General features: G+C 41.0%; 12 protein-coding genes. 6 read left to right on the top strand and 6 right to left on the bottom strand.

The genetic code is table 11. From position 1 onward, the window contains the following. Positions 1-7: 7 nt before the first annotated feature. Positions 8-2,161: a glycoside hydrolase family 97 protein gene (locus Q4546_RS10195; RefSeq protein WP_303446228.1), complete on the bottom strand. Its 2,154-nt coding sequence runs from the start codon at positions 2,159-2,161 to the stop codon at positions 8-10. Positions 2,162-2,637: 476 nt separating this feature from the next. Between Q4546_RS10195 and Q4546_RS10190 the strand changes: the two genes are divergently transcribed. Together Q4546_RS10190 and Q4546_RS10185 are read left to right on the top strand one after the other, a co-directional pair. Continuing rightward, positions 2,638-4,911 (top strand): molybdopterin-dependent oxidoreductase, encoded by a 2,274-nt coding sequence (locus Q4546_RS10190; RefSeq protein WP_303446227.1) that lies wholly within the window; start codon positions 2,638-2,640, stop codon positions 4,909-4,911. 24 nt (positions 4,912-4,935) lie between these two features. Next, complete coding sequence (locus tag Q4546_RS10185) at positions 4,936-5,478, top strand: 4Fe-4S dicluster domain-containing protein (protein ID WP_303413124.1); 543 nt, start codon at positions 4,936-4,938, stop codon at positions 5,476-5,478. Positions 5,479-5,631: 153 nt separating this feature from the next. On the opposite strand, the gene Q4546_RS10180 is transcribed toward Q4546_RS10185, so the two are convergent. After that, positions 5,632-6,075, bottom strand: coding sequence for a hypothetical protein (locus tag Q4546_RS10180; RefSeq protein WP_303446226.1), 444 nt, complete (start codon positions 6,073-6,075; stop codon positions 5,632-5,634). A 187-nt stretch (positions 6,076-6,262) separates the two neighbouring features. On the opposite strand from Q4546_RS10180, the gene Q4546_RS10175 reads away from it, so the two are divergent. After that, positions 6,263-6,895, top strand: coding sequence for a molecular chaperone (locus Q4546_RS10175; RefSeq protein WP_303446225.1), 633 nt, complete (start codon positions 6,263-6,265; stop codon positions 6,893-6,895). Between the two features lie 144 nt (positions 6,896-7,039). Here the strand turns inward: Q4546_RS10175 and Q4546_RS10170 are convergent, their stop codons facing one another. From Q4546_RS10170 to Q4546_RS10155, 4 genes are all read right to left on the bottom strand, one after another. Beyond that, entirely contained in the window at positions 7,040-9,016 is a 1,977-nt protein-coding gene (locus tag Q4546_RS10170) for an alpha-amylase family protein (RefSeq protein WP_303446224.1), read from the bottom strand. 76 nt (positions 9,017-9,092) lie between these two features. Next, a complete protein-coding gene (locus Q4546_RS10165) occupies positions 9,093-10,988 on the bottom strand; it encodes a glycoside hydrolase family 13 protein (protein WP_303446223.1) in 1,896 nt (631 codons plus the stop codon). Between the two features lie 19 nt (positions 10,989-11,007). After that, positions 11,008-12,495, bottom strand: a complete 1,488-nt coding sequence (locus Q4546_RS10160) for a tryptophan halogenase family protein (protein ID WP_303446222.1) — start codon at positions 12,493-12,495, stop codon at positions 11,008-11,010. Positions 12,496-12,580: 85 nt separating this feature from the next. After that, complete coding sequence (locus Q4546_RS10155; RefSeq protein WP_303446221.1) at positions 12,581-15,301, bottom strand: TonB-dependent receptor; 2,721 nt, start codon at positions 15,299-15,301, stop codon at positions 12,581-12,583. Positions 15,302-15,802: 501 nt separating this feature from the next. Between Q4546_RS10155 and Q4546_RS10150 the strand changes: the two genes are divergently transcribed. The 3 genes from Q4546_RS10150 (at position 15,803) to Q4546_RS10140 (ending at position 20,206) form a co-directional block, all read left to right on the top strand. Continuing rightward, complete coding sequence (locus Q4546_RS10150) at positions 15,803-17,431, top strand: alpha-glucosidase (protein WP_102437374.1); 1,629 nt, start codon at positions 15,803-15,805, stop codon at positions 17,429-17,431. 130 nt (positions 17,432-17,561) lie between these two features. After that, positions 17,562-18,827, top strand: coding sequence for a sugar MFS transporter (locus Q4546_RS10145; protein WP_102437415.1), 1,266 nt, complete (start codon positions 17,562-17,564; stop codon positions 18,825-18,827). A gap of 161 nt (positions 18,828-18,988) precedes the next feature. Further along, positions 18,989-20,206: an RsmB/NOP family class I SAM-dependent RNA methyltransferase gene (locus Q4546_RS10140; protein ID WP_303446220.1), complete on the top strand. Its 1,218-nt coding sequence runs from the start codon at positions 18,989-18,991 to the stop codon at positions 20,204-20,206. Positions 20,207-20,420 lie beyond the last annotated feature (214 nt).

The raw sequence follows: 20,420 nt of genomic DNA, 5'->3' as shown, positions 1-20,420 counted from the left end.
AAAGGCTTTAATTTAAGGCTTTAAAACGAATCGCAGTACCACCACTTTTCGCTAAAACTAGTGAGAGGGTGTCTTTCGACGTTACTTTTTTCGTTTCAATGACGTAATCATATGGGTTGGTTTCCCAGTTCGCTTTAGCGCCATCACGATATATTTGTGCTTCATATTGTTGGTTATTATCTAAAAATGATAATTCAACATCAAAACTGCGGGCTTGTTCATCAGTGAGTGCACCTAAATACCAATCATCACTGCGGCGGTCTTTACGCGCAAACGCGACAAAATCACCGACTTCACCAGCAACCGCAATACTCTCACTCCAGTCGGTGGGGACATCTTGAATAAACTGAAAGGCGTCAAGGCGTTCAACATAATTACGTGGTAAATCCGCCGCCATTTGAATTGGACTGTATAACACCACATACAAGGCTAATTGCTTAGTTAATGTTGTTTGCACCCGATTAACTGCATCTAAGCCTTCTGGTGCGAGATTAAATATCCCAGGGGTGAAATCCATTGGCCCTGACAGCATACGAGTAAAAGGCAGAATCGCAGTATGTTCTGGGTTATTGGGCGGAGTTCCCCAAGCGTTAAATTCTTGGCCGCGGGCGCCTTCTCGGGCAATCCAGTTTGGATAGGTGCGGCGCAGGCCAGTATCTTTAACGGGTTCGTGAGTATTAATACTAATGCCACGCTTTGCGGCTTCGGTAATACTGTGCAGGTATTCATTCACCATAAACTGGCCATCATGCCATTCATGGCGGGTAATACCGTTTTCATCAACACGCTTGATGTCACCCCCATCTGCCACATAACCCGTTTTGATTTGAGTTACGCCATGCTTTTTATATAAATCATAAGCATCACTCATTTGATTACGGTAATTCGTTACAGAACCTGAGGTTTCATGGTGACCAATTAAACGTACATTGTGTTTAGCGCCGTATTCACTGACAGTATCAATATCAAAATCGTTATATGGCTTGGTAAAGCTAAAAACATCGCCGTTGTGGAACCAACTGCCGTCCCAGCCATGGTTCCACCCCTCAACTAATACACCGTCAAAGCCGTATTTGGCGGCAAAGTCCATGTAGCGTTTGGTTTCGCTGGTGGTAGCGCCGTGTTTATCACCTGAACCCCAAGTATTTTCATTAAGATGCATTCCCCACCAAATGCCGACGTACTTACCGGGCTCAACCCAAGACACATCACCGAGTTTGTTTGGTTCATTTAAGTTAAGGATTAAATCTGAATTGAGTAAACCAGTGGCTTTAGCTGCAATTTGAATGGTACGCCATGGCGTGGTGAATCCTGGTTTGGTTTTGACTAAAATGCCATCTGACCATGGGGTTAAATCCGCTTTAAGGGTGCCATCACGGCGCTGATCTAACACCATTGCGGCATAATCTGTCAGCGCAGCTTCGTGAATACTTAAATGGGTGCCTGAAGCGAGTTTGTAGGTAAATGGCGTATGAGCTCGGTCGACTTTGTTTACCGTGGTGGTGTTATATAAGTATTCATATCGATTCCAACCTCGGCCGGGGATCCACCAAGCGGTGGCATTATGGGCATCAGGAATTGAAAACTCAGTTAGTTCATTGGTAATGTTTAAGGCAGATTCTGAGGCAAGGCCTTTTTGTGTTGGCACTTGATACCTAAAGCCTAAACCATCATCAAACACCTTAAATTCTACGATAAAGTGGTAATTACCGTTACTAAAGGTGGTGGTGAGTTTATTGTGATGATCTTCAATCCACTCACGCTCACCCCAAGGTTGTTGCCAGCGAGATTGATGAGTATCAGTGCTTGATTTATTGATCTCAAAACCGCGACCAAATTCTCCCAATGACTCAAAAACCAATCCCATGCGCGAAGCCAGTACCGCATCTTCACCATTAAAGCTGACTTTGTATTCAGGTCTATCAGCATCATCAGATAAGCTGACGGTAATATTGTTACTGGGAGAGCTGATTGTCACCGTTTTTGCCTGAACTCCTGGCGTTATTCCTGACAGGACACAGCTAATGAATATGGAAAGTGCGCTGAGATTAAAAATCGACTGATATTTTGTGTTTGTTTTAATTTTAGTTACAGGTGTGGTAGCAGCTGTTGATGCCGTAATAGACGGTAAATCAACTAATTTTGATGATGCTTCGAGCATGGTGACTCCATATTATTATTCGAATTTCCCTTTCACATACTAGAGCGGTTAAACCAAATGCTGCAATTTGTTGCATACGTATTCAAGATTGAGGCGTTATTTAAGGCAAATATTTTAAATGCGTTGATTGCATTTTTTAGAATGCGTTTGTTTTTTATCCGATATTGGCCAATGTCTAGAAAACGGATATTTAATCGAGGTTTTTATATTTGTATCGCTAAAGACATGCTATATCGCCCGCTAAAAAATCAATGTGAAATACACCTGTTATCTAGATGTTTTATAAATAGGCGGCTTGGTTTGATATGCAACAAATTTAGTCGTTATGCGCAATAGTTATTTGTGATATCTGCAATTGCGATGAAGGTCAGTATTTTACTAATTGTTTGAGTAATAAGTGTTTTTTTAACAATGTTTGTTCTTGCTTAGCGCTGTGTTTGTTATGGTTTTATTGAAATAATAATAAGGGAAATACCATGGCAATGAATAGACGTAGTTTTCTTAAGGGGAGTAGTGCATTTGCATTTTCTGCCAGTATTATGGGGTGTTCTAGTGATGATGAGAATATTGAAGAACCTCCAGTAGTAGAACCACCAATTGAAGTACCACCTGAAGAAGGCATTCCAGATGGTGTTTATCACACAACGTGTCCACGTAACTGCGGTGATAGATGTAGCTTGATGGTAACCACAAAAGATGATGTGGCAATATCAATCACAGGTGATACAACACACCCTGTAACAGCGGGAACCCCATGTGTTAAAGGTCATGCCTATTTACAGTCTGTGTATAGCCCAGACCGTATTCAACAACCAATGAAACGCGTAGGACCACGTGGCCCAGGTGCAAGCTTCGAACCTATTTCATGGGATGAGGCATATAGCGCCATTGCAGGCCGCTTAAACGAGATTATTAACACCCATGGTGGTAATTCAATCATTCCTTACTCTTATTCTGGCTATAGCGGTATCAGTGCAGGCTCGGGTCCGAACCGATTCTTTAACCGTATCGGCAGTCGTAACTTGCAACGTAATATTTGTGCCAGTGCCGGTTATTCAGGAATGAGCTCTATATTGGGTGAGTTTTCAGGCCCAAGCCCAGAAGATTACGTCAATACCAAATGTTTTGTTTCTTGGGGTACCAATGAGCAAGCCACCAATATCCACCATCTTAAATTTATCAATGAAGCCCGTGATAAAGGCGCTAAAATTTTAGTGGTTAACCCTGCTAGAACACCTTTAGCGTCGCAAGCTGATATTTGGTTGCAGCCGACACCAGGTACCGATGCCACGTTAGTTGTGGGTATTAGTAAAGTGCTGATTGAAGAAGGTTTGCATGATACAAACTTTATTGAAGCCCATACCCAAGATTATGATGCACTAGTTGCACGCCTTGAAGAATTTACCCACGAACAAATTGAACAAGAAACGGGTGTTTCTACAAGCGAATACCAAGCCTTTGCTAGAGCTTATGCAGGTGCTGAATGTGCCATGATCCGCATTGGTTATGGTTTACAACGTACCTTGAATGGTGGCCGAATGGTTAAAGCCATTCCAACGCTTGCAGCGTTAACCGGTAATATCGGCAAAGTGGGTGCAGGTGTTGTGTATCTTAATACTCAAGCTGGTGGGATGTTTGATTGGGCTTATTGTAATGCGCCGCATCTAACACCTGAAGATGCAGTAAGAGACACGGTCAATATGAATGAGATTGGCAGGTCGTTACTACCTGAAGATTATCAACATGAAGACGGTCAAATTGGTCCACTTGCTTTTGGTGAGCCGTGCGATCCAATTAAAGCAATGATTGTATATTCAAGTAACCCAATGGCAATTGCCCCTAACACTGATCTGATTGAAAAAGGCTTGATGCGTGACGATTTGTTCTTAGTGGGTATTGATTTATTCCAAACCGATACCATGGATTATGTTGATTACTTGCTACCGACGTCTAGTTTTATGGAGCAATCAAATCTCATTGATAGTTATCATTGTTATTACTCTAAGCATAGTGCGCAAGCCATTATGCCACTTTATGAATCTAAACCTGACACAGTCATCTTTAATGAACTTGCTAAAGCAATGGGTTTTGAAGATGCAGAGTTCAATGAGTCGATTGATGAAATTTTACGTAATACTTGGAAAGGTAATATTAGTTACGATGCGCTATTAGAGCAAAAGTGGGATAGCCCAATTGTACCGTATCCATTCCGTAAAGATTACGACTTCCCAACGCCAAGCGGCAAGATTGAATTTAAAGACACCAGCGGCAAGTACTTTGACCCTGAAAAATTCAATCCAGTAATTGATACCGGCACCCCTGAAAGCGATGCTGCTGATAATAAAGGGATGACCGATGCTGAAAAAGCGCGTGAGTTCAGATTAATATCACCAGCGCACCCTAAATTAAGTAATTCTCAATGGGCCAATGTTAAATATATTGCTGGGACATTACCTCAACATACTGTTTATATTCATCCTTTAGATGCTGGCAGCAAAGGGATTAATGAAGGCGATCAAGTGACGTTAACTGCAAGTCGCTATGGTAACCCGAGTGTACAAATTCAATATGTAGCAAGGGTTGAACCAATGACACCTGTGGGCACATTGTTTGTTTGGAAAAATGCCTGGAAAAAACTTAATGATAACGGAAGTAATACCGCAGTTAACCAGCTGGCAAACTGTGATTTAACTGATATGAACAACTGTTCTACCTTCCACTCAACCCGTGTCGATATTGCACTGGCGTAATTATAATCATTAAGGAACTTTCTAATGACTGAACAAAAAGTTTTTGTATTTCGCCAAGAAAACTGTGTTGGCTGTGAAGCTTGTACCGTGGCATGTCAGGCTGGCCGACAAGCGAATGAATTTGTCACCGTAAGAGATATCTCTCAAGGTGAAAAAACCAATCATTTAGGTAAGCAAGTTGCGGTATTTTTATCGCAATCTTGTCATCACTGTGAAGAGCCTATTTGTGTTGAAAAGTGTCCTGTTGGCGCAATGGTTAAACGCGATGATGGCATTGTCCATATTGACGAAACGCTATGTGTCGGTTGCGGAGCATGTCGTATGGTGTGTCCTTATGATGCGCCAAAACTTGACGCTAAGCGTGGTATCTTGTCTAAATGTGACATGTGTAAAGACAGGCTTGATGTCGGTGATAAACCATTTTGTGTTACCGGTTGCCCTGTGCAAGTGTTAGATGTGATGGATCAATCTGAAGCATTAAGTTTGCCTGGGGCAAGTTTAAATGGTGATGGCCATGAAGATTTAGGTACAGGGCCAACAACAGTATTTATTAAATTAAGAAGCTAAGACTAAAGACTTATTTTAAATGCCAACCCTAGGGTTGGCATTTTTATTTAAACAACAAAGTTGATAAATGTATTTGGCAGTGTAACAACAATAATGAAAAGTGTTATTAATGAAATGGTAGGTAAATTTAAGTTATATTTAATAAAGCAGGGGCTAAACGGTAAATCTAATATTGGCGCGTTGATTTGATTTTATAATGTGTTTATCCCAGTTATTGGATAATTGAATAACTGATACAGCATGATTAATGAGTTCTTGTTGATGTGATTGATCTACCAATGCAGAAAACTCTCTGGCTAGCGCGATGATGATGTAATCATCTTTCGTTAATATTTCACCATTAAGACTGTTGTTGATCAAAATGCTGAAGCTATTGAAAAATATAGACATTAATTCCTGTTCACTCAAACGCTTAGGTAGATTCTCTACGCGTCTAAAGTCATTAATAACCATTAGGGAAATCTTTCTGCAAATGGTTTCTAGTGAGCTCCTTGGGTATGAAGAACTGACCCATACTGAGTGTGGCTTAAGGCTTACTTCTATAGCACTACTGAGTTCTGCAGCACGCCATCTTTCTTTAAAATTCATCAGTAACATAACTTTGCCTATATAAGCTGTAACACATCTATCTTACACAATATTCATAGACCGAATATTTACCTAAGTCACTTTTATTAAAATGTCATAATAATTGTTTAGATAAATAGGAACCTATCACAGATATTTATAATAACCTGAAATAAAATAATGTGAATTAAATAATTTAAACAAATGGAATTTAAACATGAACAACGATGAATACGTTAAAAATATGGCAGGAATGTTTAATTTTCTAGCTGAAGTATTTTATCAAAAACCAACTGATGAATTAAAGGAAACTATTTCAACACTAGAGTTACCCTTATTTATAACAAAAGAAAACAATATAGATAATCACTTTAGGGATAAATTAGAGGCCTTAAAAAAGTTGAGTCAAACTTTGGTGCTAGATGACATTAAACAGGATTACAATGCCTTATTTATCAGGCCAAAAGGGAAACTTGCTTATCCATGGGGCTCAGTATATTTGAGCAATAATAATCGTTTGTTTGACCAGTCAACCCTGTTATTTATGGATTTTTGTAAAAAAAACCACTTGAACTTCAATTTACCACAACATCAACCAATGGATCATTTTGGTTTAATGCTAGTTGCACTGGTGTATTGCTTAGAGCTTGACTTGCAAGACGGTCAACAAAGAGTGAAAGAACTATTAGAACAGCACTTACTTAGCTGGAGTGACCGCTTTTTAAGCTTGGTGATTGAGCATAGTACAAGTCACTTTTATGGTGTTTCAGCCCAGTTATGCCAGCTATTGTTAACTGAGCTAACACTTAGTAAGGAGCTTGAGCTAAAGCCCGTCACATTGTACAAGTAAGCTGAACTGACATTGCTTGCATCAAAGATGCTAGCAAAGATGATGAAAAAACCTGCAATAAGGTTAATTATTGCAGGTTTAAAGGCGCTTAGGCAGGTTTAAATCTTGCTAGCACGAATTAGCAGCATGAATTAGTAATACTTATTACCAGGTAATAACTAACACTTGAGATTCTAGTGGTTGCAGATTAATCGCTATGCTGGCTTGTTGCTTTACCACATTCATAGGATGTATTTCGTTAGCACCAATGGTGAGCAAGTTTTCTATTTGATAGCTACCATCCTTGATTTGGGCTTCAGTGATTAATGCCTCTGGGAGGTGTAAGTTGATACTCGCAGCTTGGCTGTCGCTAAAATTAGTGACTACCAGCATAAACTGCTCGTCGTTATAACGGCTAAAGGCAAAGGTATTATCGTTATAGCCTTGTTGATTGGTTTTTTGGCTAACAGCACGGTTAAAAGTATCAAGCTCAAAGTACTCGCCTTGCAGGGCTGGCGCCGTGTGACTTAAGTTAACCAAGGTTTGATAATAACCGCGAAGGGCTTTTTCTGCATCCGTTGATTGACCGCCATCAAATTTGCCGTTATTCATCCAGCGTTGATGGGCTGGTACGCCAACGTAATCAAAAATACTGGTACGGGTGGCTCGGCCAAAACCGGCATTTTGCACGGCTTTTTCACCGACATCTTGACCGAAATAAAGTAAGGTCGGAGAGCGACTAATGGTGGTCGAAACCACCATCGCAGGCAAGGCGGCTTCTGCGCTGCCTGCAAAGTCGCCAGTATTAATCCGCTGCTCATCATGATTTTCTAAAAAGTTGAGCATGTGCTGCTCAATATCTGCAATTTTTGCTTGATCTTCAGCAATGGCAGCCGTCGATTTTTTACCATGGATAATGTCTTTTAAGGTGTCGTATAAATCCACTTTATCGTACAGGTAATCCATCTTTCCTAAATGAATATAATCACGGTAAAGACTTGGGTTATACACTTCAGCAAGTAAAAAAGCATTGGGGTTTAGGTGTTTGATATTACTGTTGAGATAACTCCAAAATTCAACTGGCACCATTTCGGCCATATCGTACCTGAAGCCATCAACGCCTTTTGCTAGCCAGAATTCGGTGATGTGTTTAAATTTAACCCAAGAATCAGGGATATCGCTCAGTGGTTGAGTCTGCCAAAATTGGTAATGCTGCGCAGAAGACATCTGGGCATATTCACTTGGCAGAGTAGGGAAGTCGTAGCTGCCATCAGGCTTAACGCCATAGTTAACCTTAACGGTTTCATACCAATCATTGGCGTCTGGCTTGGCTAAACGTGAGCCATTACCGGTCCATTTAGCTGGTGTTTCAATAAACTGACCGTCAGCGAGGGGATGAGACTCACCGCCTAAGGGCTGATAGTTATCTTTGGCATCGGGAACAGAGAAACTCTCACCGACAATATAATAGAAGTTATTGTTTTTATCGTATTCAACAGCGGTATTGTCTTGCTCACCAAAGTTGCGATTAGCTGGAAGCGGCGCATTTTGTGGGGCAGATTGATATTGGCGAGCCACATGGTTAGGCACGATATCGATAATCACCTGCATGCCGTTTTGATGAGTACGTGATATAAGCGCTTCAAATTCAGCTAATCTGTTAGCCGGGTCATTAGCTAAGTCAGGGTTAACGTTATAGTAATCTTTTACCGCATAAGGTGAGCCAGCGCGGCCCTTTACCACATCTGGGTCGTCATTACTGATCCCAATGTCAGTGTAATTATTGATCAATGCGTGATGGGGTACGCCGGTATACCAGACATGGGTTGTCCCTAATGACTTAATGTCTTGCAGGGCAATATCGGTAAAGTCACTAAACTTGCCGACACCGTTGTCTTGTATAGTGCCCCAAGGCTTATTGGTAGTGTTGGTATTACCATAAAGACGGGTAAAAACCTGATAAACCACCGGCTTACCGGTTAAAGGTTGTGCAGCAGCACTTAGCTGCTCAGTACCGCTCTGTTTAACCGTCTCATTAATACTGGCTTTATCTGTGGCGCAACCAGCAATAACCATACTGACTCCCGTTAATACCAGGCCTAATTTTATCGGTAAACTTACGCTGAATTTTTGTAAATACATATGCTTCTCGTGGCAGATTTATATTATTTAACTAAAGGAGATTAACAAGCTTTAGTTATGATCTAGAGTTTAACCGTTATTTGATTAACTTAAGAATAATGACACCTTTTTCTTTTAATGTGAGCGGCTTAGTTAATGAATACGTTTGTTGTGTGATGATATCTTTAGCCACAGTATGTTGTTTAATCACTGGTGCGAAACGGCTTAAATCAAGCTGGTATTCTTGCTGATTTTTATTGTAAATAATCAATAAACTCTCTTTGTTGCCTGCTTGATTATATTCACGGGCTTGCAGGTAAACACCCTCTTTAGGAGCAAAGTGTTTAAGGCTGCCTTGTTGTATCGCTAATGAGTTTTTACGATAGTTTAAAAGCGCGCGATTAAAGGCAAGCGCATCTTGTTGTTGGGCGGACAAAGACGATGGCTTGAATACACTGAGTTTATCTTCAGCAAATCCGCCGGGTAAGTCACTGCGAACTAAACCGTCATTACGATCTTTTGTCGGACTTTGCATCAAAACTTCGGTACCGTAGAAAATTTGCGGAATGCGGTTACTGGTTAACACATAGGCCATGGCCATTTTATACAGGGCTAGGTCATTGTTCATCAGACTGTATAAACGGTTAGTGTCATGGTTACCTTCAAATAACACTAAATCAGTAGGCTTGGCATAAACCACATCATTGGCGAGCGTTTCATATAGATTAATAAGTCCGCTACCCCAACTTTCTTCATCAGTTAAGCTTTTAATGAGCACCTCATAAAGTGGAAAGTCCATCATGCTCGGGGTATGTGAGACATAGCCATCAGCATTGTGTTTACCCGCCTGCCAGTAGCTTACTGTAATGGGGTTATCGCTCCATTCCTCACCAACAATATTAAAGTTGGGATACTCATCCATAATGGCTTTTGACCAAGTGGTTAAAAAGCCTTTATCTGCATAAGAGTAGGTGTCTTCGCGAATACCACTGAGGCCGGCATATTCAATCCACCAAATACTGTTTTGAATTAAGTATTTTGCCATAAACTGATCACCTTGATTCATGTCAGGCATGGTGTCAGTAAACCAGCCATTTTCGAATTCTGCAGTATCAGATGGCATAGCGTATGGATCTTGAACTGTGGTTCTGCGATGGCTGGTATACATGATGTCTTGAGGGTTTTGTTGCCATTTTTGTTGGCCATTTATCCAAGTTGAAGTTGGAAAATCAGCCATCCAGCGATGCCCCGAACCCATATGGTTAACAATCACATCTTTAATAATACCAATACCAAACTGCTTCGCTTCTTCTACTAAGGATTTGTATTCTTCGTTGCTACCAAAACGTGGGTCAATTTTATAAAAATTAGTGGTGGAGTAACCATGGTAGGAATACTGGGCTTGGTTATTTTCAAGCAGCGGGTTTATCCATAACTGTGTGATACCTAGATCTTTGAAGTAGGGTAGTGACTGACGAATACCGAGAATATCACCACCATGTCGGCCATCTTTATCGTCACGATTGGCTGTTTCTAACATGTCTGGGTGATTATCGTTGTCAGGATTACCATTTACAAAACGATCAGGAGTGATGAGGTAAATAACATCTTTGTTAGAAAACCCTTCACGCTGGCGTGAATCTGCCGCTCGGGCCTGAATAGGGTATTCAAGGGTTTGAACTAGCTGATTGTTATCAAACAAACCTATTTTAATGGTTTGCGGCTTTGCATCCTTTAAGTCTAAATCGATAAATAGATGATTGTTACTTACTGACTGATGAACCGCTTTAAGTGCCACATTGGCAGATTCAACAAGTTTGACCTCATAGGCGCTAATACCTTCGCCATAGACTAATAACTGCAATTGACTGTTTTGCATATCAGCCCACCAAGATTGTGGTTCAACGGTGACATTATTGATTTCAGCAGTAGCAGCGCTAGTCATTAATACATTAACCATCAAGGCTAGCGGAGCAAGTTTTCTAATAGTCATAAGTTTACCTTTGATGAAATTACAATTTATCAATAAATTGTTGATGAGACGGCATAGCAGCAACAGCCCTATTGATGATTTGCTTAATATTGCCCAGATAATCATGTAAGTCAGCATCACTTACACTATTAGCTAACGGGTTATAGTCATTAGGCATAATGCCTTGGCCGAGCATTACCTGTATCCAAGCAGCTTCTGTAAACAATTCATCTTGGTAGCGACTGACAGTGCCAGTGGCTTTAAATAGTTCAATTTTTTGTTTAAGGCTGTCAGGTATCGCCATATCACGGCATTGCTGCCATAAATCATGGTGTGAGTCTTTTTGATTCAGGTGATAGTGCAAAATAATGAAGTCACGAATTTGTTCAAACTCAAGTTTTGATTGGCGGTTAAACTCATCAACATTAGCTTGCTGAACGCCATTGTGGGGGAACAGCTTAGACAGACGTATGATGGCTGATTGAACTAAATGTAAGCTGGTGGACTCAAGTGGCTCTAAAAAGCCGCTTGATAAACCAATGGCAACACAGTTTTTATGCCACTGCTTTTCACGGCGTCCGGTTTTAAAATTGATTTTTCTGGGCTCTGCCAGCGGTTTTCCATCGAGGTTTTCAAGCAATAACGCTTTGGCTTGCTCATCAGATAAATATTGACTGCAATAAACTAAGCCATTACCAGTACGGTGTTGCAACGGAATACGCCACTGCCAACCGGCATCATGGGCGATAGAGCGAGTATAAGGAGCCAATACTTCAGTTCGTTCACAAGGCACTGCATAAGCGCTGTCGCAGGGGAGCCAATGCTGCCAGTTTTCATAACCGACATCTAATTGCTTTTCAATGAGCAAGGCAGCAAAGCCTGAGCAGTCGATAAAAAAGTCAGCGCTAATTATCTGGCCATCTTTTAATGACACGGATTCAATGCTGCCGTCATTGGCAAGAGTTGCGGAGGTGATTAAGCCTTCGATACGTTTAACTGACAGCTTTTCACTGTAGTCACGTAATAGCTTAGCGTAGAGGCTGGCATCAAAGTGATAAGCGTGGGTGATACCAGCTAATGGCGAGCCTTGAACGCGATCCATTATGGAGAATTTATTATTTTTAGCTGCTTGGTAATTTAATGAAAAATCCCAGAAATGATTAATATCAGTGGGTTTGGATTTGTTCCAGTAATGATGGAACTGGGTAAAGCCAATATCTTTACCTACATTGCCAAAGGCATGCATGTAGCTTTGTTGGTTGTTGCCCCAATTTTCAAACTCAATGCCGAGTTTAAAAGTTGCTTGGGTTTGTTTGATAAAATCTGCTTCTTTAATGCCTAATACATTATTAAATATTTGCAGTGGAGGAATAGTAGCTTCACCGACACCAATGGTGCCGATATCTTCAGACTCGATTAAGGTGATGTAGAGCTGCTGTTTAAATAGCTTAACTAACATGGCGGCGGTCATCCAGCCGGAAGTGCCGCCACCAACAATTACAATGTCTTTTATTTTGTTGTTATTCATAGTAATCGCCTTATTAAATAATGGTTTGATATAAAGTAAAAAAGCCCCTGTAACAGGTTACAGAGGCTTATTGGTCATATATAGATTAGAACTTGTAGTTCGCGCCTAACATGTAGTTACGACCATAGTTTTGGTAATCTCGGACGAAACGAGCATCATCACCCGTGTATGAAGTAAATGGCTCATTGGTTAAGTTATTAACCTGTAACAAAACAGATAAACCATATAAGGCATCAATCCCACTTTCAGAGAAATCATAACCAATTTGTGCATCAACCACGGTTTCTGCTTTAACATTAACGTTAACACGGCTTAAGCTGATTGCAGTAACTTCACCTAAGAACTCGCTACGGTAGCGTGAACTAACGCGAGCTTCAAAGCCTGAGTTTTCATAGTAAACCGTCGCATTGAAGGTTTTCTCTGAAAGACCAGGTAAAGTTGTTGGCTCGCTATCAGAGGTTTCTTTAACTTCACTGTCGTTGTATGAACCACTTAATACCGTACCAAAACCTTCTAGCCCATCAGCCCACATACCAAAGTCCATTGAGAATGACGCTTCAATACCTTGAACATAACCACCTTCACCATTCTGTGGTTGAGTGACAACACCAATTGGGTTACCTGGCTGTTCAGGGAAAATGGATCCAAAGTCAAACAGCGACGTTTGGTCATAAACGAAGTTTTCTAAGTCTTTATAGAAAACGGCGATGGCAAAATAACCTTGATCGCTAAAGTAGTTCTCATAGCTGATATCATATTGACGCGCTAACCATGGGCGCAGACTTGTATTACCAGCGCCGCCAGTCCAGTTAACACCATCACTAGGATTAGCATCGTAGCTGAAGTTAACGTTTGCGTTCATTTTATCCATGCGAGCACGGGTCAATGTACGTGCTGCCGCAAAACGTAGCATTTGTCCATCGGCGACCGCTAAACCTAAGTTAAGGCTTGGTAGCCATTCAGTGTAACTATCACTCGCTGTACGTGGTGTTTTAATCACTTCGCCACCATCAACAGTTGCCACAGTGCCGTCGGAACTTTGATCTGTCATTACTGCTTGGACACCAAAATTACCGGTCAATGGTAAATCAAAGAGATCAGTATCTAGGTTTGCTTTAACAAACGCTGTGGTGACTTCCTCATTGATTAACCATGAGTTAGTTGCGCGGCTTAAGTCAACCGTATCCGCATTCGTTTCGGTGTAATTACCGTCGTTATAAAATGCTAAAGAGTCATAACTCAGCATGTCGCCCATACCGAAAAACTCCAAAGAAGTAGGGCTTAACAGGTATTTTTCAGGCACGGTCTGCATGTCTGGGTAATCTTTAAGGGTTAAATAGTAACCTGAATCAAGTTTACTTTTTTCACGCTCTGAGTAATTAACACCAAATTCAACACTGCGTACAGCGCCATCATCAAAAATGTACTCAGCGGTCAATTTAGCTGAGGCTAATTCATCTTCGATTTCAGGTTTGTTAATAAAACCGTCTTGGCTGTCTGGTCCGAGTGGGTCTCCCCAGCTAAATGGACCACCTAATTTCATTAGGTTAGGATCTGAATAATCAAGGTCATGGCTAAATTTGTATCCGCCTTTACCATCGTACTCAAAACCGAGTTGATCTACTGCACCATTACCGTTACCACGGCCAGTACCGCTATAGCTTTCCATACCAATATCAGTACGCTCAGATTTTGAATAAGCAATATCTGCAGTAACAAGCCAGTTGTCATTGATTGCGAACTTGTTGTTCCAACCCACTGACAAGGATTCAGCATCACGTTTGTTAACGTCGTTGCGTAGTACTACAGCTGCGTCATTAATAACGCCTTTGGTCACTAATCCATCTTCATTTTCAGTTGCTGTTACCCCGGTATTACCCCAGTCAGCACCCCATTGACCAGGAATTTCAATACCACGTAAGCGTTGGTCATCAGTAAATTTGGTATAAAAAAGATCTAATTTTGAAATATAAAAATCATTTGGAGCGTATTCGATTACACCTAAAAATCCATCGCGCTCTAATTCAGATGAACGAACAAAAGGTTTTGCGCCACCAAGTACGAATGGATTTGACTCATCGTAATCGAGGTTAGGGTAGCCCCATGCTTGCCAACGTTCTTCTTGGTTAGGTGATTGCATACGTGCATAACCAAAGGCAATACCAACAGTATCATCAACGAATTGGTCAATGTATGAAATACTGCCACGGTAACCGGTATCAGAAGAGCCACTGTTTAAAGAACCAAGGTCATTTAATTCACCACGTATACCAACTGCGAAAGTTTGCTCGCCATGGGTGAGTGGGCTTATGGTTTGCATATCTACCGTGCCACCAATAGCTTGTGCCATAACTGAGGCATCTGGTGTTTTGTATACCACAACACGATTTAATAATTCAGAAGGGTATTGGTCAAATTCAACACCACGATTATCGTTAACAGATGTTTGTTCACGACCGTTAAGGGTAGCGGTAGTAAAATCTGGCCCCATGCCACGGATTGAGATGACGTTTGCGCGGCCATCAAGGCGCTGAGCTGAAACACCTGGTAGACGTGCAAGTGATTCTGCGATACTGACATCAGGTAATTTACCGATATCTTCTGCAGAAATAGCTTCAACGATTGAAGATGAAGACATTTTTAATGATTGTGATTCTTTTAAACTACGACGAATACCAGTGACTTTTAATACTTCAATTGATTCATCAGCAGTTGCAACATCTTCTGCTTCAGCAGCGTAACCGTACATACTTGTACTGGCAGCTACCATTGCTAACGTTAGTAAGCTTGGTTTAAATAGCGACATCCATCTTTCCCCTTCTGAATGGCCAGCAGCCCTTTTTATAAGGTCGAGCTGCTAGATTTCTATTATTTATAATTACAGTCTTTATAGTATTTTTACTTCAGCTTGCTTAAATGACTGCATAAGCGCTGAGGTTTATTTCCACTTTGTTGCGGAACAGTAAAGATACTACTCCTAGCATTCTTTCATCGACAACGTTATGCATACGTATTCAAAGCTTTTGTAGACTTTAAATTGCCACTTTATTACTTTTTTTTAACATTCAAAAGATAGTTTATGTATTGGTTAAGTTATTGAATATTAGCATTTAAGTGCTTGGTTTGTATTTTTAAAATTCGTATTAATTCTTTGCATACGTATGCAGCTCTATTGAACCTGATTTCACTATTCACGTATCCTCGAGGCAATTAAATAATAATGACGACCAGTTACTAGGTCGCAACATAGGGTTAACCATGGGTGAGGTAGCTATATGGTTAATGCTTTTATTACAGAGGGCGAGTAATGAGTCAGTTATCATGGTGGCGCGGCGGAGTGATATATCAGGTATATCCACGAAGCTTAATGGATTCAAATGGCGACGGAGTCGGTGATCTACAAGGAATAATTACCAAACTTGATTACATTGCTAGTTTGAATGTTGATGCAATCTGGATATCGCCCTTTTTTAAGTCGCCAATGAAAGATTTTGGTTACGACATCAGTGATTATCTCGATGTTGATCCTATGTTCGGCACAATGGAAGACTTTGACGAACTGATTGAAAAGGCACATAAGCTCAATATCAAAATAGTCATCGATCAGGTATTAAGTCATACATCTGACGAGCATGCCTGGTTTAAACAAAGTAAATTAAGTCGTGATAACGACAAATCTGATTGGTATGTTTGGGCCGACCCTAAAGAAGATGGCACCGCGCCTAATAACTGGTTAGCTATTTTTGGTGGTTGTGCTTGGGAGTGGGAGCCGCGTCGTCAGCAATATTACTTGCATAACTTCCTAAAAAGTCAGCCTGATTTAAATTTCCATAACCCTGAAGTTCGCGCTGCAGTGCTTGAAAATGTCGATTTTTGGCTTAAAAAAGGCGTTGATGGTTTCCGCTTAGATGCGATTACTTTTTGCTATCACGATGAGCATCTGCGTGATAATCCAGCTAAACCCAAAGATCAACGCCAAGGTCGTGGCTTTAGTGAAGATAACCCTTATGCCTACCAATATCATTATTACAATAATACCCGTCCACAAACTGTCGGCTTTATTGAAGAGCTGCGCGCACTTATTAATCAATACCCAGGCGCCGTGACTTTAGGCGAAGTGTCAGCAGAAGATTCTTTAGCGACCATGGCTGAATATACCCAAGGCGATGATCGTTTGCATATGGCCTATAGTTTTGAGCTATTAACCAATGATTTTAGCGCGGCTTATATTCGCCAAACAGTTGAAGAACTGGAAGCCAGTATTGGTGACGGTTGGCCGTGCTGGGCCATAGGTAATCATGATGTGCAACGCGTTGCGACCCGCTGGGGCAAAGGTGAAACTAATCCCGCCATGGTTAAAATGCTCAATGCGATGTTGTTTTCGCTGCGAGGCAGCGTATGCAGTTATCAAGGTGAAGAATTAGGCTTAACGGAAGCGCCTATTGAGTTCAGTGAGCTGCAAGATCCATTTGGGATTACCTTCTGGCCAATGTTTAAAGGCCGTGATGGCTGCAGAACCCCAATACCGTGGTCGAAAGATCATCAACAAGCGGGTTTTTCTGACAGCAGTAAACCTTGGTTACCTATTCCTGCTGCACATAAAGCTATGGCTGCAGATGTTCAAGAAGCAGATACACAATCCAATCTACATGCTTATCGCCGCTTTTTAAAATGGCGTAAGCAATATCCTGCATTGGTGATGGGTGATATTAGCTTTATTGATGTGGATTCTAACCTTTTGGTATTTGTACGTACCTTTGAAACTCAAAAAATGCTGGTAGTATTTAACTTAGATAATAGTGCCAATACATTTGATGCCTCTGCATATGACATTGTTGCAGTTAAAGATGATCACGGTCTTGAGTCTGCATCTTTGCAAGCTGATGCTAAACTAACATTAAACGCATTTGGAAGTTTCTTCGCATTAATTAAATAATGTAACGATAAAACAGCAGCTTAATCGGTTGCTGTTTTTATATGTGTTGTAGGTTTTTAATAACAAGATTCAGTTGCCAGTAGACATGCTAGTAATTGGTGATAACAACGATAACAAGAGAGTTCATATTATGGCTTCAGCTATTCCAACGGGTTCAACAACAGTTAGCAGTACTGGCGACGGTAGTTACCGTTTCGCACTAGTATCGTTAACCTCACTATTTTTTATGTGGGGATTCATTACCTGTCTTAATGACATACTAATCCCTCATCTAAAGGCGGTATTTTCATTAAGTTACACTGAAGCCATGCTGATTCAGTTTTGTTTTTTTGGCGCTTATTTCTTAGTGTCATTACCTGCTGGCAGTCTGGTTAAAAAGATTGGTTATCAAAAAGGCATTGTGTCCGGTTTAGTTATTGCTAGTATCGGTTGTGCCTTATTTTACCCTGCTGCAGCATTGGAAACTTACGCGTTATTCTTAGGGGCATTGTTTGTTTTGGCTTCAGGTATCACCATTTTACAAGTAGCCGCTAATCCTTATGTGAATGCACTAGGCTCTGAAGAAACAGCCTCAAGTCGTTTAAACTTAACCCAAGCCTTTAATGCATTAGGCACCACTGTCGCCCCATATTTTGGCGCTGTGTTGATTCTTTCAGTCGCAACGGGTGCCGTCGGTGAGTTAAGCCATGCACAAGCTGAAGCTGACGTGGTAAAAATGCCATATCTATTTTTATCTGCCACGTTAGCAGTTTTAGCTGTGATTTTTTCACAATTAAAGTTGCCTATTATCCAATCTCATACCGCAGTTGAAACAGATGGTAAGGTTACTTACAAAGGTAAAACCAGCGCGTTGCAAAGCATTCACTTAGTATTGGGCGCGGTGGGCATTTTTGTTTATGTTGGCGCTGAAGTATCAATTGGCAGCTTTTTGGTTAACTTTTTAGGTGAAGAGCACATTGTAGGGCTGCAAGAAGCTGATGCAGCAAAATACATTACCTATTACTGGGGCGGGGCGATGATTGGTCGTTTTATTGGTTCAGCGCTTATGCAAAAAATACCTGCAGGCACCATGTTAGCCTTTAATGGTTTAATGGCTGCGACCTTAGTATTAGTTGCTATTAATACCAGTGGTGAAGTGGCCATGTGGGCAATTTTAGCGGTTGGCTTATTTAACTCCATTATGTTCCCAACTATTTTTAGTTTGGCTTTAAGAGACTTAGGCCCACATACTTCGCAAGGCAGTGGCTTTTTATGTTTAGCGATTGTTGGTGGAGCAATCATCCCATTATTACAAGGGGTAATGGCTGATACCATGGGCATACAACCGGCGTTTATTCTTCCTGTAGTGTGCTATGCATTTATCATATTTTACGGCGCGAAAGGCTCTAAAATGTAACCTTTAAGCTGACACTTTATATCAGGCAGCCTAACGGCTGCCTTTTTGTTATTTCACCGCCAATAAATAGGAATCAATACTTGCTTAAAAGGCGGTTAACTCCTATGATCCATGCGCTTTTTCTGTTTTATCTTATTTCTATAACTCGTTGAGATCCCCCAATGCTAACTTACCCGCTCTCAGGCAGTTCATCTGAACTGGTCATTAATGTGTTAACTATGGTGCTAACTGAAGGTAAACCTTTAGATCGCGCTTATTCACATAACTTTTCAGGTATGCAATATCCACCTGCGGAGCTAGCAAGAATTACTCTCGTTACTGGTGATATTTTGCGTCGTTTGAACCTTTACTGCTATTTGGTTGATATCAAAGTAGAAGATATTGAACGTACCGGTTCTAAATTATTAAACGGCTGGCATTTATTCCACGATCTTGATTTACCAAAGATGGAATATGCATTACAAGTTGATAGCGCACAGTTTGCCGAGCGTCTAGAGGTTGCAAAAGCACAACCGGCTTTGTGGGATGGCTGCCCAGAGTGGCTTGACGAGTTAGGTGCTGCGCAACTAGGCGAAAAATGGCCAGCAGAAAGAGCGGCTTTAGCAACAGCGCCAAAACGCTATATTCGCGCTAACAGCTTAAAAGGCACCCGTGAAGAATTAAAGCAACGGTTAACTAAAGAGTTGGTCGCTACTGTAGAGGTTGAAGGCGTTGAAAGTGCGTTAGAGATACGTTCAGATTCTGCATTATTCAAAACTGAAGCCTTTAAACAAGGCTATTTTGAACAACAAGATGCCGGCTCGCAGCTCGTTGCTGCTGCAATTGATGCAAAACCAGGTATGCGAGTTGTTGATGCTTGCGCCGGCGCTGGTGGTAAAACTTTGCACATTGCCGCACAAATGCAAGGTAAAGGTCGTTTACTTGCTATGGATGTTGAGCAATGGAAACTTGATAACCTCAAAATTAGAGCAAGAAGAGCAGGCGCGCATAATGTTGAAACCCGCATTATCGCTAGCAGCAAAACCATTAAACGGATGAAGTTGACTGCTGACAGAGTCCTACTCGATGTACCTTGTTCAGGTTTAGGGGTGTTAAAACGTAACCCAGATTCTAAATGGCGTGACACGCCAGAAAGATTACCGGTATTAATTGAGCTACAAAAAGACATTTTGCAAAGCTATAGCCGAATGGTAAAAGTGGGCGGTATATTAGTCTACGCTACCTGTTCAATCATGCCTGATGAAAACAGAAATCAAGTTGATGCCTTTTTAGCTGCAAACCCACATTTTACATTATTAGATGATGAATTAATCTTGGTTGCTGAGCATGGTTTTGATGGTTTTTATTTAGCAAGAATGGAACGCATAAGCGAAGTGTAAATTTATTGTTTTAAAATAAAATCATACCGAATAAAAACAGTGCAGTTAGATAACTTCACTGTTTTTTATGCCTGCGATATATAGCCAATAAATGTAGCATTGCTTTAGTGATAAATGTTAGTGACTAGTCGAAGAGATTCATAATAAACAGATAGTTACTCGCTTAGTGTTGCAATTAACCTTAAGAGTGAATAATCTGCATTAACGGTAAGTA

The sequence above is a fragment of the Shewanella sp. 4_MG-2023 genome, from assembly GCF_030548015.1.
Lineage (GTDB): Bacteria > Pseudomonadota > Gammaproteobacteria > Enterobacterales > Shewanellaceae > Shewanella.
The sequence above is the reverse complement of the archived record's forward strand: the minus strand, read 5'-3'. Positions and strand labels throughout refer to the sequence as shown.

Bases quoted from the DNA above. Each gene is read 5' to 3' on its own strand.
- Q4546_RS10195 (WP_303446228.1), bottom strand. From the start codon at position 2,161: ATGCTCGAAGCATCATCAAAATTAGTTGATTTACCGTCTATTACGGCA.
- Q4546_RS10190 (WP_303446227.1), top strand. From the start codon at position 2,638: ATGGCAATGAATAGACGTAGTTTTCTTAAGGGGAGTAGTGCATTTGCA.
- Q4546_RS10185 (WP_303413124.1), top strand. From the start codon at position 4,936: ATGACTGAACAAAAAGTTTTTGTATTTCGCCAAGAAAACTGTGTTGGC.
- Q4546_RS10180 (WP_303446226.1), bottom strand. From the start codon at position 6,075: ATGTTACTGATGAATTTTAAAGAAAGATGGCGTGCTGCAGAACTCAGT.
- Q4546_RS10175 (WP_303446225.1), top strand. From the start codon at position 6,263: ATGAACAACGATGAATACGTTAAAAATATGGCAGGAATGTTTAATTTT.
- Q4546_RS10170 (WP_303446224.1), bottom strand. From the start codon at position 9,016: ATGTATTTACAAAAATTCAGCGTAAGTTTACCGATAAAATTAGGCCTG.
- Q4546_RS10165 (WP_303446223.1), bottom strand. From the start codon at position 10,988: ATGACTATTAGAAAACTTGCTCCGCTAGCCTTGATGGTTAATGTATTA.
- Q4546_RS10160 (WP_303446222.1), bottom strand. From the start codon at position 12,495: ATGAATAACAACAAAATAAAAGACATTGTAATTGTTGGTGGCGGCACT.
- Q4546_RS10155 (WP_303446221.1), bottom strand. From the start codon at position 15,301: ATGTCGCTATTTAAACCAAGCTTACTAACGTTAGCAATGGTAGCTGCC.
- Q4546_RS10150 (WP_102437374.1), top strand. From the start codon at position 15,803: ATGAGTCAGTTATCATGGTGGCGCGGCGGAGTGATATATCAGGTATAT.
- Q4546_RS10145 (WP_102437415.1), top strand. From the start codon at position 17,562: ATGGCTTCAGCTATTCCAACGGGTTCAACAACAGTTAGCAGTACTGGC.
- Q4546_RS10140 (WP_303446220.1), top strand. From the start codon at position 18,989: ATGCTAACTTACCCGCTCTCAGGCAGTTCATCTGAACTGGTCATTAAT.